Source organism: Mycobacterium sp. E2733 (assembly GCF_001667585.1).
Classification (GTDB): Bacteria; Actinomycetota; Actinomycetes; order Mycobacteriales; family Mycobacteriaceae; genus Mycobacterium.
Genome location: NZ_LZJZ01000121.1, coordinates 24,201 through 38,408, shown reverse-complemented (window position 1 = coordinate 38,408; position 14,208 = coordinate 24,201). Strand labels below are relative to the sequence as shown.

Here is a 14,208-nt window from a genome sequence, read left to right as displayed (position 1 = left end):
CCGCGACCAGCACCATCCACCCCCGCCTGACGAGGGAAGCCATCGAAATCCCCTTCACCCGTTCACCTTTCGATCATCGGGCGACACCATCACCCTCGGACCGATGGCAGCTGCCGCCGGGCCGGGTGTGATCGACAGGTATGACAGTACGGTACGGGACCGTACTGTACAAGAGACGCGCGCGTACACATTCCTCGTCGCGTGGCTGACGCGGAGCTGGCTGCGGCGTTACCCGGTGGTTCTGGTCAGTCCCGGCATGAGGAACCCGTCGACGAGCGCTTGCACGGTGCGACGGGTGGGCGGCCGGCCGGGCATGATGGACCGGAAGATGAGATAGCCGGGCAACAGGTCCCACAGCTCGTCGGTGATGACGTCCTCGCTGATCTCACCGCGGTCGACGGCCTGCCGCAACACATGCTGAATCAGCGCCTTGCGCTGGTCGAGGAACTGATGCTGCATGGCTTCGTTCAGCGCGGAATGGCGTGACACCTCAACCATCACCGCGCGAATGGTGCTGGCGTGCTCGCGGCCGTGCTGACCACACGTCTCCCCCAGGCTCAGCAGGTCGCCCCGCAATGTGCCGGTGTTCGGGGGGACCGCTACCTGGCGGACGCCTTCGATGAAGGCCGCCAACACCAATTCGGCCTTCGAGGGCCACCGCCGATACACCGTGGCCTTGCTGGCGCGGGCCGCAGCGGCCACGGCGTCCACCGTCAGCTGGTCATAACCGTGCTCCTGCAGCAGCCGCAGGGTCACCGCCAGTATCTCGGCCTCCCGCGGTGACCACGGTGATGCCTGAGCGCACCGGTCCGCCGTCTGGGTCATAGGGCCCACGATAGATGCGCTTGGGCGGTGCGGCCCAATTTCGGCCGAAGCCGTTATCGGGCTAGTCCGCCGGGGTTTCCGGCGGACCCTCGGCCAACAGCTTGCGGAAACCGTCCTCGTCGAGGACCGGCACACCGAGCTCGACCGCCTTGTCGTACTTGGATCCCGGTGCATCCCCGGCGACGACGAAGTCGGTCTTCTTAGACACCGAACCCGCAGCCTTTCCCCCGCGCGCGATGATCGCCTCCTTGGCGTCGTCGCGGGAGAAGCCGGCCAGCGAACCGGTGACGACAATCGTCAGGCCTTCCAGCGTGCGGGGCACGCTGGCGTCGCGCTCGTCGGCCATCCGCACCCCGGCGGCCCGCCACTTGTCGACGATTGCGCGGTGCCAGTCGACGGTGAACCACTCGGTGAGCGCGGCGGCGATCGTAGGTCCGACCCCCTCGACCGCGGCCAACTGTTCGGTCGAGGCCGCCATGATGGCGTCCAGGCTGCCGAATTCGGTGGCCAGCGCGCGCGCCGCGGTCGGACCCACATGTCGGATCGACAGCGCCACCAGTACGCGCCACAGCGCCACCGTCTTGGCCTTGTCCAGGTTGTCGAGCAACCGCCTGCCGTTGGCGGACAACGCGCCTGCCTTGGTCCGGAAGAGCTCGGTGCGCAACAGGTCGTCCTCGGTGAGGCCGAACAGATCGCCCTCGTCGGCGATCACCCCGGCCTTCAGCAGTGCGATGGCCGCCTCGTAGCCGAGCCCCTCGATGTCGAGCGCTCCCCGGCCGGCGACGTGGAAGACGCGCTCTCGCAGCTGCGCCGGGCAGGACCGGGCATTGGGACAGCGGATGTCGGCGTCCCCCTCCTTAGCGGGGGCCAGCGTAGTTCCGCATTCGGGACACGTTGTGGGCATGACGAATTCGCGCTCGGACCCGTCCCGGAGGTCGACGACGGGGCCGAGCACCTCCGGGATCACGTCGCCCGCTTTGCGGATCATCACGGTGTCGCCGATGAGGACCCCCTTGCGCTTGACCTCGGCGGCGTTGTGCAGGGTGGCCAGCCCCACGGTCGATCCGGCCACCTTCACCGGCGTCATGAAGGCGAACGGCGTGACGCGGCCGGTGCGTCCGACGTTCACCCGGATGTCGAGCAGCTTGGTCTGTGCTTCCTGGGGTGGATACTTGTACGCGACCGCCCAGCGCGGCGCCCGCGACGTCGTTCCCAGCCGGCGCTGTAGCGCAAAGTCATCGACTTTGACCACCACGCCGTCGATTTCGTGGTCGATGTCGTAGCGGTGCTCACCCCAATATCCGATCCGCTCCTCCACGGCGGCGAGGCCACGCACGCGTGCGGTCTCTTCGGCCACCGGCAGCCCCCAGGTTTTCAACGCGGTGTAGGCCTCGTGCAGGGTCTTGGGCGCGAATCCATCGGTGCGGCCAATGCCGTGACAGATCATTCGCAGCTTGCGCCGGGCGGTGACCGCCGGATTCTTCTGGCGCAGCGAACCGGCCGCGCTGTTGCGCGGATTGGCGAACGGCGCCTTGCCGTCCTCGACCAGGCTGGCGTTGAGCGCCTCGAAATCGGCGAGCATGAAGAAGACCTCACCCCGCACCTCGAGCACCGCGGGAATCGGCAAATCGGCACTGGCAGTGAGCCGCTCGGGCACGTCATCGATGGTGCGCGCATTGAGCGTCACGTCCTCGCCGACCCGGCCATCGCCGCGCGTGGCGGCCCGTTCCAGGCGCCCGTCGCGGTACACCAACGACAACGCAACCCCGTCGATCTTGAGTTCGCACAAGTAGTGCGGCTCGCGGCCGATCTCGTTCTCGACGCGGTTGCTCCAGGCGACCAGCTCGTCGCGGTCGAACACGTCGTCGAGGCTCAGCATCCGCTCGAGGTGCTCGGCCTCGGTGAAGTCGGTGGCAAAACCCGCCCCGCCGACCAGCTGCGTCGGGGAATCGGGAACCCGCAGCTCCGGGTAGCGGTCCTCCAGCGCGACAAGGTCGTTGAACATCTTGTCGAATTCGGCGTCCGAGACGATCGGCGCGTCCTTGATGTAATAGCGGAACTGGTGTTCACGGACTTCATCGGCCAGCTCCTGCCATTGCCGCCTCACCTCGGGCGCCACCGGATCAGCTTCTGGTGAGTTCACCCTGGCAGGCTATCCGAGGCCGCCGACAGCGCGCCCTGGCGCGCTCCGCTCAGGTCGGATCAGTCGGATGTCTTCGCACAGCCACCGAAAGGAACTTCCACACCCTTTTGAATGACAGAGCCTCACTCTGGATTAACAATGCGGCAGCAAGGATGACTGCCCATAGCCGCGCTTCGCCCGGGCTGATATGGGTGGCGGTATTCGCGTATCGCAATTCCACGACCGACCGCACTATCACGGCGGCGGCGACGACAACGGTAATGTAGGGAACGACGGTTCGAAATTGCCGGGCAATGCGGCCCGCGAATGATTCCGAACTCCGATCACCAGATTGATGACGACAAAGGCAAAACCGGCGAGGATGCCGGTGAACTGCGCCTAGCTCCTGGCCGCGATCGATATATCGAATCCGGTCCATAAAGTACAGAATCAGCTATCGTCTTGCGACCATTGTCGAGGTGATAGTCACAATGATCATGCAAGACAGCAATTTAGAGCGCCAGATTTGGCGCCGCCAATCGCTTTCCCCAACGCGTCAGCTAAATGGCGTCGGGATCCTCGGTGAAATACTCGGCCGCCTTGCGAGCCAGCTCGATCGCCAGACGGGCCCACTCGGGCGTCGCGCCGGCCAGGCCACACGCCGGGGTGACGCCGATGCGATCGCGCAGCGCCGAGCGAGCGAAGCCGAGCCGATCCGTCACCGCAACCAGTGCGCCGGCCACTTCTTCGGTCGACGGCCGCCGCGGCGGTGCGCTGGCGGCAACCACTCCCAACATCACGGTGCGACCCGATTCGACGAACGCGGCGATACCGTCGAGGTCCGCCGCGACCAACGTGGCGGTGTCCACCGAAACCGCAGCAAAGTTGCTGTCATGCAACATCTTCCATGGCAGCTCCGGGGAGCAACTATGCAACAGCACCTCGCCTCCCACGGTAGCGACACAGGTGTCGAGGAGGGCTGCGGCCACCGCTTCGTCGAGCGGGGCCACCGGACTGAGCGCCGTCACACCGGTCAGCCGTCCGCCCAGTGCCCTGGGCAGCGACGGCTCGTCGAACTGCACCACCACCGGTGTCTCGAGCCGGCGGGCCAGCGCCGCACGGTGGGCGGCGACGCCTTCGGCCAGCGACGCCGCCAGATCGCGCACGGCGCCGGAGTCGGTGATCGCCCGGTGGCCGTTGGCGAGCTCGAGCTCGGCGGCCAGCGTGATCGGCCCGGGAGCCTGCACCTTGAGCACGCGGTCGCCGCCGCGAAGGCCGGCCACCTCCCAGGCCTCTTCCAGCGCGTCCACGTCCTCGTCGAGGAGACTGACGGCGCGGCGGACGACCGCGCCGGGCCGAGCGGCAACGCGATAGCCCCGTGACACGGTGTCGATGGCCACGTCGATCAGCAGCGCGCCGGCCCTGCCGAGCATGTCGGCACCCACCCCGCGGGCGGGCAGCTCGACGAGGTGGGGCAGCCCGCCGGCCAACTCACCGACCACGACCTCGGCGGCCTCCCGGGGCTTGATGCCGGGCCACGACCCGACGCCGCTGCCCCTCGCGAAAACACTCACCCGCCCAACCGTATTCACGTCACCTAAGACGCCGGTGACCAGGGGTGTCTGCCGCGCGGTCGCGCGGGTAGGTTCTACGCCAGAAGGGGTGCAAACGTGTCGCGGATTTCGAGATTGGCACGGCCGCTGTTGTTGTGCGGGGCGGTGGTGCTGGCTGCGGCGTGCACCCGGGTGGTGGACGGCGCGGCGGTGGCCGGATTCGGTTCCCCGCGCAGGGCCGTGCAAGGCGTCAATGTCGACACGGTCCTCCTGGACCAGTCGCGGATGCGCGCGATCACCGGCGCGGGCGAGCACCTCACGATCATCCCCTCCATGGACGGCACCAGCCTGGTTGACATCGACGCGCTCGCCGACACCACGCCGCACGAATGCCGCTTCATCTACGCCGAGACGGCGACCTTCGGGCCCGAGGTCGAAGAGTTCCGCAAGACGACGTTCCAAGACCCGCCCGACGGCGCGCTGATTTCCGAAGGGGCCGCCGCCTACCGGGACGTCGACACCGCACAGCGTGCGTTCGGCGCGTTGGTGACCACGGTCGGGGACTGCGCGAACGGCTCGGCCGGCCAGCAATACGTCGGCGACTGGAAGGCCGACGCCGGTTCGCTGCACCTGCGGCCCGGCGGCTGCGGCCGCGACTATCGGCTGAGGTCGGTGGCCATCCTGGAGGTCACGTTCTGCGGTTTTGCGCAATCGGTGTCCGACATCGTGATGACGAACATCGTCGCAAACGTTCCGGCCTAGCGCGCGGTGCCGGCGATGGTGGCGCTGCCAAGCACTTCGTCACCGTCCGGGTCGGGGCGGTACAGCACCAGCGTCTGACCGCAGGCGACGCCGCGCAGCGGGGCGCGCAACCGCACCACCAGCTCGTCGCGGACCAATTCCGCTACCGCGCCGGCGGTTTCACCGTGCGCCCGCACCTGGACCGCGCACTCGACGGGACCCGACGGCGGCCGTCCCGAGGTGAAGACCGGCTCGCGCCCCCGCAACTCGCGCACATCGAGGTCGGCCGCCTCGCCCACCCGCACGGTCGCGGTTTCGGCGTCGATGGCCGTCACGTAGCGCGGTCGGCCGTCGGGCCCCGGCCCGGCGATGCCCAGGCCTTTGCGCTGGCCGATGGTGAAGCCGTGCACCCCGTCGTGCTCGGCGAGCACCGCGCCGTCGGCGCCGACGACGGTGCCGCGGCGGACCGCGATGCGCTCGCCCAGGAAGGCCCGGGTGTTGCCGGACGGGATGAAGCAGATGTCGTGGCTGTCCGGCTTCTGGGCGACCGCAAGGCCGCGGCGAGCGGCTTCGGCGCGGATCTGCGCCTTGGGGGTGTCGCCGATCGGGAACGTGGCGTGGCGTAACTGGTCGGCGGTCAGCACGGCCAGCACGTAGGACTGGTCCTTGTCGCCATCGACCGCGCGGCGCAGCCGCCCACCGGACAGCCTGGCGTAGTGGCCGGTGGCCACCGTGTCGAAGCCCAGCGCAAGGGCTTTCGCCGACAGCGCCGAGAACTTGATCCGCTGGTTGCAGCGCACGCAGGGGTTGGGGGTTTCGCCGCGCGCGTACGACGCCACGAAATCGTCGATCACGTCCGCCTGGAACCTTTCCGCGAAATCCCAGACATAGAACGGGATCCCGAGGACATCGGCGACACGGCTCGCGTCGGAGGCGTCTTCCTTGGAACAGCACCCCCGCGAGCCGGTGCGCAACGTGCCGGGTGCGGTCGATAACGCCAGGTGCACGCCGACCACGTCGTGTCCGGCGTCGACCATGCGGGCGGCGGCGACCGACGAGTCGACGCCACCACTCATCGCGGCGAGGACCTTCACTTACGGAGCCCCCGCGGCGGCCAGCGCGGCGCGGCGGGCGCGGTCCACCGCCGCGGGCAGCACCTGCAACACCGCATCCACGTCGGCGTCAACGCTGGTGTGCCCAAGCGACAGTCGCAAGGACCCGCGGGCGCTGGTCGGGTCGGCCCCCATCGCGAGCAACACATGCGAGGGCTGCGCGACGCCGGCAGTGCACGCAGATCCGGTCGAACACTCGATTCCGTTGGCGTCCAACAGCATCAACAGCGCGTCGCCTTCACAACCGCGGAAGGTGAAGTGCGCGTTGCCCGGCAACCGCAGGGGATCGCGGGCACCGTTGAGCCAGACGTCCTCGATGCCGGCCAGCACCCCGTCGATCAGGCGATCGCGCAACGCCCGCAGCCGCGCAGTGTTCGTTTCGAGGCCGTCCACCGCGATGCGGGCCGCGGCCGCCATGCCGACCGCGCCGGCGACATCGGCGGTGCCGGAGCGAATGTCGCGCTCTTGTCCGCCCCCGTGGGCCAGCGATACACACGCCACGTCCCGGCGCAGCAGTAACGCGCCCACGCCGGGAGGACCACCGAATTTGTGCGCTGCCACGCTCATCGCCGAGAGCCCGCTGGCGGCGAAGGCCACCGGCAGCTGCCCCACCGCCTGCACCGCGTCGCTGTGCATCGGCGCCCCGAATTCCGCTGCGACGGCGGCGAGCTCCGCGGCGGGCATGACGGTGCCGACCTCGTTGTTGGCCCACATCACCGACACCAGCGCGACGTCGTCGTGGCTGCGCAGCGCCTCGCGCAGCGCGGCCGCCGACACCGAGCCGTCGGCGGCGGTCGGCAGCCAGGTCACCTCGGCGCCTTCGTGTTCGACGAGCCAGTTCACCGAGTCCAGAACGGCGTGGTGTTCCACCTCGCTGGTGATGATGCGCCGGCGGCTTGGCTCGGCGTCGCGACGGGCCCAATAGATGCCCTTGACGGCCAGGTTGTCGCTCTCGGTCCCGCCAGCGGTGAAGATGACCTCGGACGGACGGGCGCCCAGCCGGTCGGCGATCAGCTCGCGGGATTCCTCGATGCGCCGCCGCGCCGTCCGGCCGCTGGTGTGTAGCGAGGAGGCGTTGCCGACAGTGCCGAGCACCGCCGTCATCGCCTCGACGGCGGCGGGGTGCATCGGCGTGGTAGCGGCGTGATCCAGGTAGACCATGACGCGACCCACGATACCGGCTGGTCGAAGGGCTCCCGGAGCCAGTGGCGATCGCAAGCGCGGCGTAGCCGGGCGCGGCGGGTCGCCACCAATCGGCCCAGTGGCGATCGCAAGCGCGGCGTAGCCGGGCGCGGCGGGTCGGCTAGGAGGCCACCAGCACGGGCCCGTGACCAGCGGGGCGGGGTGCTCCGGCACCAACCACCGACTCGCAGCGGCTCGCCAACGCTCGCCGATCGGTCCCCGGGAGCTGCAGGGACTCCACGTGCACCCGCGCCAGCGTGCGCCGCACCGCGAGCAACCTGCGGATCGACCGCCCGAGCGTCTCGTCGCCGACGAAGGCCGGCACGGTCGAGACGCTGCCGTCGACGTGGTGGTAGGTCAGCCGAAGCGGCTGCACCGGACGCCCGGTGTCGATCGCGGCCTGGAACATCGCCGGGTAGAACGCCCCACGACCTCGGTGCGATTGCCCGGCTCCTCCCCCGGCCGCTACCCGGCCTGCATCGCCGCCGGGCGCACCGCACCAGGTGGTGCCCTCCGGGAAGCACACGACCGTCTGGCCGCCGTGCAGCCGGCGGGCGACGGTCTCCACCACGGCGGGCAACCGGCGCAGGCTGGACCGCTCGATCGGGATGATCTTCAGGATGCGGGCCACGACGCCCGTGGCAAGCCCGGTGAACATATCGGCCCGTGCGACGAAAGAACCGGGCAACACCGCCCCGATGGCGAAGACGTCGAGCCAGGACATGTGCGGGCTGACCACCAAGACCCCGCGCAGGTTGCGTATCGGGCTGCCGGTGACCGTGATCCGGATTCCGAAGCAGCGCAACACCATCCGGCAATAGACGCGCTGGACGCGAGTCCGGCCCGGCAGTGGCATCGCCAGCAGCACCACCCCCGGCGCCAGCAGCAGCGCCAGCATGACGCGAAGCGTCACCCGCAGCGCCACCAACAGCCGCGGTGATGCGACCGCGTCGCCGAGGCCCACACAACCGCCGTCACAGGACGCGCGAGGTAGCCAGGGGTGCCCGATGCGAGCGGGAGTGTTCATCGGTCGCCGCCCGCCAGCTGCGAGGCCGCCGACACGGAGCGCAGCCGCTTCAGATATCGGGTATCGGCCCGCCGCTTGTCCAGCAGGACGCAGAAATCGCCCACCCCGAAGTCGGGGTCGTGCGCGGGCTCGCCGCACACCTGTGCGCCCAGCCGCAGGTAGCCGCGCATCAGCGCCGGGACCGACGGCCGCGCGGGGGCCGGAATGTCGTCGAGGGCCGTCCCGTCGACGATGACCGGCCGGTGCGGACGAACGCGGTACTGCGCAGGGGCGGCGTGCCGGCTCAGGATGAAGTCGCGGACGCCGCGTAGCTGACGGCCCGGGACCAGATTCTCGGGGTCTTCGGAATCGCCGCCGACCGGCACCGACACGCAGCCGGTCACGTAGTCGTAGCCGTAGCGGTCCAGGTAGGCCAGGATGCCCGCCCACATCAGCAGCACGACGCCGCCGTTGCGGTGACCCTCGCGCACCACTGCCCGCCCCATCTCCACGAGCGACGGCCTGAGCGGGTCGAAGGCGCGGATGTCGAATTCCGTCGCGGTGTAGAGCCCTCCGGCCGCGATCGCGCCCGCCGGGGCCAGCATGCGGTAGCAACCCACCAGTTCGCCGGTGTCGTCATCGCGGACCAGCAGGTGGTCACAGTGCTCGTCGAACCTGTCGACGTCACGCCGTTGGTAGTCGTTGGTCGGCAGTGCGAAGCCGGGCGCGCTGGTGAAGACGTCGTACCGGAGCCGCTGCGCCGCCTCGATCATGCTGGCGTCGGTGGACAGCAAGAGTGAGTAGCGGGGCCCGGCGCGCGAGCCGGCCGCCGGGCTGTCCGGTATGTCGCTGCGGATGAGGACAGAAGCAATGCTCATGACACACAACGTGGCCGAAGCGATGAGCTAGTCGGCATCGCGGCTGTGACATGTCGGTGCACGTCAGATGACGAACTGTGGCGAAAGCAGGGGTAAAGAAACAGCTGGTCAACGGCAGGTAAAACAATTGTCTAGCGGGTCACCGCCGACCGCGTGCGGAGGGTCAGGAATTCCGCAACGGCGCGCTCCACCGGACGCGGGTGCCGCCTCCGGGCGGATTGGTGATCGCGCAATCGCCGCCAAGGTTTTTGGCGCGACGAGTGATTTTGTCCAGTTCACAGCGGGTCTGCTGATCCAGGGCGGCGCCGCGTCCGTCATCGGTGATCTCGATGAGCAGCTCGTCGGTGACGGTGATCTCGACGGCTATAGTCGCGGCGCACGAGTGCCGCACCGCGGTGCTGAGCGCTTCGTTGACGACGGCTTCGGCGTGTTCGGCGAGTTCGTCGCTCACCGCGGTCATCGCCCCCGCCAGGCGCAGTGTCGTCCCTTCGTTGTGGTCGGTGAGGCGCCCAAACGCGTCCTGGACGCGCTCGGCGAAACTGCGCCGCCGCGCCGGCGGGTGCTGCAGATCGAAGACGGTGCGCCGGATGTCGCCGATGACGGCCTGCAACTCGTCGACGGATTGGGTCACCCGCGCCGCGAGTTGCGGTGAGCGGAGGCGGGCGACGACGCCTTGCAGTTCCATGCCGACGGCGTAGACGCGGCTGATGACCTGGTCGTGCAGATCGCGGGCGATGCGTTCCCGGTCGACCAACACATTCAGGTCCTTTGCGTTGCGTCGTTCGGTGGCCAGCGTGAGGGCGATCGCGGCATGATCGGCGAAGTCGCGGACGAGGTCGAGATGCTCCTCGTCGAAGGGACGCGCGTCGGTGTTGCGAGCCACGACGATCACCCCCAGCGTCTGCTGGCCGGATCGAAGCGGCATCAAGATCGCGGGTCGCTCCCCGACGTCGGTGAACGCAGGGATGGGACGGCGGAAGGTCTCGGTGAGCAGCGGGCGGCCGGACCGGAACACCTCGCCCGTGGTGGATCCTTGCACCGGAATCTCTTGTCCCACAACTTTCTTGGCATGTAGGCCGACCGCCACGGACACCACCAGGCGGTCCACCTCATCGCGGGGTAGGTCCGGGTCGGCCGGCACGAGGACGATCGCCTGCTCGGCGTCTGTCAACTCCGCTGCCCGCTCGACGATCAGTTGCAGCGGCGGCAGCTCCGGGTGTGACTCGGAGAGCAGGGCGGTGCTGATTTCGCGGCTCGCGTCGGTCCATCGGGCGCCCGCGCGGACCCGGTCGAACAGCCGGGCATTGTCGATCGCCACCGACGCCGCCGACGCCAGCGCCCGCACCGTGACCTCGTCCGCCTCGCTGAAGGCGCGCCCGGGCCGATCGTCGGTGACATACAGGCTCCCGAACACCGCGCCGCGGATGATCACCGGCATTCCGAGGAAGGCACCCATCGGTGGGTGGTGTTCGGGGAACCCAACGGCGGCCGGATGGTCGGACAGCTGCGCCAGGCGCAGCGGCTCGGTGCAGTCGCGGAGGGCGCCGAGCACCCCTTTGCCCACGGGCAGGTGCCCGAGCAGCCCCACCGTGTCGGGATCCATTCCGCTGTGCACGAAGGACGCCAGAGTTCCCTCCGGGCCCCACACGCCGATGGCTCCATAACGGGCGCCGGTCATGCCTATCGCGGCGGCCAAGATGCGGTGCAATACCGCGTCGAGTTCGAGATCGGAGCCGATCTCGATCGCTACTTGCAGCAGCTGTGCCATCTGCTGACGCTCAGCGACCAGCTCGTCGAGTTGCTCATGCATTCGGCTCAGGTAGTCGGGGCGACGCAGCCCGAAAGCCGATTCAGTCTCGTCTATCCGCATCTCCCGACCTTCCCCGACTGATTCCCGGCGGCCGGAGAGCTAAGTCGAAGCCACACCTGAAATTGTTTGCTGAGCTGGCCGTTTCCACCTTGGGGTGTGGCCTTGCTTCGCCGGTAGACGCAACTCTAGCAGCTCTAAGCGCAAAAGTTTCAATGTTGCTATGCGTTACGAATAGCCGTAACATGTCGTTATGGCAGCACGTCGCTTGCAGTGTTGGGAATGCGGCACTGCCTTCTATGGCCGGGCCGACGCACGCTTTTGCAGCGGGGCCTGCCGACAGAAATCCCACCGCGCCAACGTCCGACGCCGTGCCGCCGATGCGACGGTGCCCGCACCCGGCTTGGGCGACGCCATCGCGCGGGCGCGGGAGGCCCGCGAGTCGGCGCGCGCCGCCCGCGAGCGCGCGAGGGCTACGCGCGAAGCATCGACAGCCGCCACGGTGACCCGTTTAAGCGATGATGAGGTCGTCAGGCAACAGCGCCGACTCGGTCGTTCGGCCCCGTGACGCGCGGCGGCATCATGCTCACCGTCGACCGCACGATCGCGGCGCCGCCGTCGGCGGTGTGGGACCTGCTGGTCGACCTCGACGCGTGGCCGAAGTGGGGCCCGACGATCCGGGGAGCGCGACTCGACGCACCGCACACCGAACTGTCCCTGGGGGCAACCGGCACGGTCCAGACGTCGTTGCTCGTGCCGGTGCCGTTCGTCGTCACCGACTTCGAGCCGGGGCGCCACTGGGCTTGGAAGGTTGCCGGAGTTCCGGCGACGCGGCACTGGGTGGACCCGGTGGGCGACGGGTCACGCGTGGGCATGGCGGCTCCGTGGTGGGCGGCGCCCTATCTGACGGTGTGCGCAATCGCGTTGCGGCGCATCGACGCAATGCTCACGGAGGCAGACGGCGACCGATAGGCGACTTGGAAAATCAACAGCACCCGCGCTATCGGATTCGGCGACCGGTCGATGCGGCCGTTGACGCGCAGGAGCCCCCGACACCGCGGTGTCGGGGGCTCCTGGCTTAAGCGACTCAGCCCTTGCGTGTCTTGATGGCGTCGGTCAGCTGCGGAGCGACCTTGAACAGGTCGCCCACCACGCCGTAGTCGGCGATCTCGAAGATCGGCGCCTCTTCGTCCTTGTTCACCGCGACGATTGTCTTGGACGTCTGCATGCCCGCGCGGTGCTGGATGGCTCCGGAGATGCCCAGCGCGATGTAGAGCTGCGGCGACACCGTTTTGCCGGTCTGGCCGACCTGGAACTGGCCCGGGTAGTAGCCGGAGTCGACCGCGGCGCGCGACGCACCGACGGCGCCACCCAGCGAGTCGGCCAGGGCCTCGACCACGCTGAAGTTCTCCGCGCTGCCGACCCCGCGACCGCCGGACACCACGATGGTGGCCTCGGTGAGCTCCGGCCGATCGCCGGCGACCGCCGGCTCGCGGGCCGTGATCTTGGTGGCGTTCTCGGCGGGCGCGGGCACCTCGACGGTCACCTGCTCGCCGGCGCCGGCCTGCGGCTCGGCGTCGATGGCGCCACCACGCACGGTGATGACCGGGGTGTCGCCGTTGGCCTGCGACTCGACGGTGAACGCGCCACCGAAGATGGAGTGCACCGCCTTATTGCCCTCCTGGACGCCGACCACGTCGACCAGCAGGCCGGATCCGATCCGGGCGGCGAGCCGCCCCGCGACCTCTTTGCCGTCGGCATTGGCGGACAGCAGAACGGCGGCGGGCGCGTTCGACTCGGCCAGCGCGGCCAGCACGTCCACCACGGGGGTGATCAGGTAGTTCTCCGCGTCGTCGGACTCCGCGACGTAGATCTTGGCGGCGCCGGCCTCCTTCAGCCCGTCGACCAGCGGCGCGGCCGTCCCCGGCTTGCCGACGACGACGGCGGCCGGCTCGCCCAGCGCGCGGGCGGCGGTGATCAGTTCGGAGGTGACCTTCTTCAGGGCGCCTTCGGCGTGCTCAACGAGCACCAAAACTTCAGCCATGATTTTTCGCTCTTCTCGTCTGTGGGATGGGTGCTCGTCTAGATGATCTTCTGGCCGACCAGGTACTGGGAGATCTGGTTACCGCCCTCACCCTCGTCGGTGACCTTCTCACCCGCGGTCTTCGGCGGCTTCGGTGTCGACGACAGCACCGTCGACCCGGCGTTCTCCAGCCCGACCTCGTCGCTCTCGACCCCGATCTCGGCGAGGGTCAGCACCGTCACCTCTTTCTTCTTGGCGGCCATGATGCCCTTGAAGGAGGGGAAGCGCGGCTCGTTGATCTTCTCGGTCACACTCACCACCGCGGGCAGCGAAGCCTCCAGCGTGAACACGCCCTCGTCGGTCTCGCGCTCGCCGGTGACCTTGCCGCCCTCGATGGACAGCTTGCGCAGGTGGGTGAGCTGGGGCAGACCCAGGTACTCGGCGATGATGGCCGGCACGGCGCCGCCGGAGCCGTCGGTGGACTCGTTACCCGCGATGACGAGCTCGGTGCCCTCGATGGTGCCCAGCGCGCGAGCCAGCGCCCATGCGGTTTGCACTACGCAGGAACCGCGCATGCCGTCGTCCTTGAGGTGGACGGCCTTGTCGGCGCCCATCGACAGCGCCTTGCGGATCGCCTCGGTGGCACGTTCGGGGCCCGCGGTCAGCACGGTCACCGAACCCTCGCCGCCCTCCCGCTCGCGGATCTGCAGGGCCTCTTCGACGGCGCGCTCGTTGATCTCGTCCAGCACCGCGTCGGCGGCCTCGCGGTCCAGCGTGTAATCGCCGTCGTTCAGCTTGCGCTCCGACCAGGTGTCTGGGACCTGCTTGATCAGGACCACGATGTTCGTCATGAGTGTGGTTCGTCCTCCTATTGAAGGAGCCTCGCAGCAGTCGACCACGAGACTTTCAGTACGCGTTTAGCAGTGCACGGTCGTGTTACTACCGGGTAACTTTGTGCA

General features: G+C 68.8%; 12 protein-coding genes. 2 read left to right on the top strand and 10 right to left on the bottom strand.

Annotated elements, in window-relative coordinates; translation table 11 throughout:
- Positions 1-228 precede the first annotated feature (228 nt).
- The 3 genes from A5678_RS21920 to A5678_RS21910 all read right to left on the bottom strand — a co-directional run bounded on the left by A5678_RS21920 (position 229) and on the right by A5678_RS21910 (position 4,521).
- Positions 229-837, bottom strand: coding sequence for a TetR/AcrR family transcriptional regulator (locus tag A5678_RS21920; RefSeq protein WP_156747030.1), 609 nt, complete (start codon positions 835-837; stop codon positions 229-231).
- A gap of 49 nt (positions 838-886) precedes the next feature.
- Entirely contained in the window at positions 887-2,968 is a 2,082-nt protein-coding gene (gene ligA, locus A5678_RS21915; RefSeq protein ID WP_068046694.1) for an NAD-dependent DNA ligase LigA, read from the bottom strand.
- Between the two features lie 539 nt (positions 2,969-3,507).
- A complete protein-coding gene (locus A5678_RS21910; protein ID WP_068046691.1) occupies positions 3,508-4,521 on the bottom strand; it encodes a methionine synthase in 1,014 nt (337 codons plus the stop codon).
- A gap of 105 nt (positions 4,522-4,626) precedes the next feature.
- On the opposite strand from A5678_RS21910, the gene A5678_RS21905 reads away from it, so the two are divergent.
- Positions 4,627-5,262: a sensor domain-containing protein gene (locus tag A5678_RS21905; RefSeq protein WP_068046712.1), complete on the top strand. Its 636-nt coding sequence runs from the start codon at positions 4,627-4,629 to the stop codon at positions 5,260-5,262.
- Here A5678_RS21905 and mnmA read toward each other — a convergent pair.
- The 5 genes from mnmA to A5678_RS21880 form a co-directional block, all read right to left on the bottom strand.
- Positions 5,259-6,335 carry a tRNA 2-thiouridine(34) synthase MnmA gene (gene mnmA / locus A5678_RS21900; protein ID WP_068046688.1) on the bottom strand — a complete coding sequence of 359 codons (1,077 nt, stop codon included), beginning with the start codon at positions 6,333-6,335 and terminating at the stop codon, positions 5,259-5,261. The genes A5678_RS21905 and mnmA overlap by 4 nt on opposite strands.
- Complete coding sequence (locus tag A5678_RS21895) at positions 6,336-7,514, bottom strand: cysteine desulfurase family protein (protein WP_068046685.1); 1,179 nt, start codon at positions 7,512-7,514, stop codon at positions 6,336-6,338. It abuts the gene before it with no gap.
- 142 nt (positions 7,515-7,656) lie between these two features.
- On the bottom strand, positions 7,657-8,562 hold the full coding sequence (locus A5678_RS21890) for a 1-acyl-sn-glycerol-3-phosphate acyltransferase (RefSeq protein WP_068046684.1): 906 nt from the start codon (positions 8,560-8,562) through the stop codon (positions 7,657-7,659).
- Positions 8,559-9,419: a GNAT family N-acetyltransferase gene (locus A5678_RS21885; protein ID WP_068046681.1), complete on the bottom strand. Its 861-nt coding sequence runs from the start codon at positions 9,417-9,419 to the stop codon at positions 8,559-8,561. Before A5678_RS21885 ends, A5678_RS21890 begins: the two co-directional genes overlap by 4 nt.
- Before the next feature lie 163 nt (positions 9,420-9,582).
- Positions 9,583-11,229: a GAF domain-containing protein gene (locus A5678_RS21880; protein WP_231983737.1), complete on the bottom strand. Its 1,647-nt coding sequence runs from the start codon at positions 11,227-11,229 to the stop codon at positions 9,583-9,585.
- Between the two features lie 579 nt (positions 11,230-11,808).
- Between A5678_RS21880 and A5678_RS21875 the strand changes: the two genes are divergently transcribed.
- Positions 11,809-12,198, top strand: coding sequence for an SRPBCC family protein (locus A5678_RS21875; protein ID WP_068046710.1), 390 nt, complete (start codon positions 11,809-11,811; stop codon positions 12,196-12,198).
- 115 nt (positions 12,199-12,313) lie between these two features.
- On the opposite strand, the gene A5678_RS21870 is transcribed toward A5678_RS21875, so the two are convergent.
- Both A5678_RS21870 and A5678_RS21865 read right to left on the bottom strand, forming a co-directional pair.
- Positions 12,314-13,270, bottom strand: a complete 957-nt coding sequence (locus A5678_RS21870) for an electron transfer flavoprotein subunit alpha/FixB family protein (protein WP_068046674.1) — start codon at positions 13,268-13,270, stop codon at positions 12,314-12,316.
- A gap of 38 nt (positions 13,271-13,308) precedes the next feature.
- Positions 13,309-14,100 carry an electron transfer flavoprotein subunit beta/FixA family protein gene (locus A5678_RS21865; RefSeq protein WP_068046671.1) on the bottom strand — a complete coding sequence of 264 codons (792 nt, stop codon included), beginning with the start codon at positions 14,098-14,100 and terminating at the stop codon, positions 13,309-13,311.
- Between the last annotated feature and the right edge of the window lie 108 nt (positions 14,101-14,208).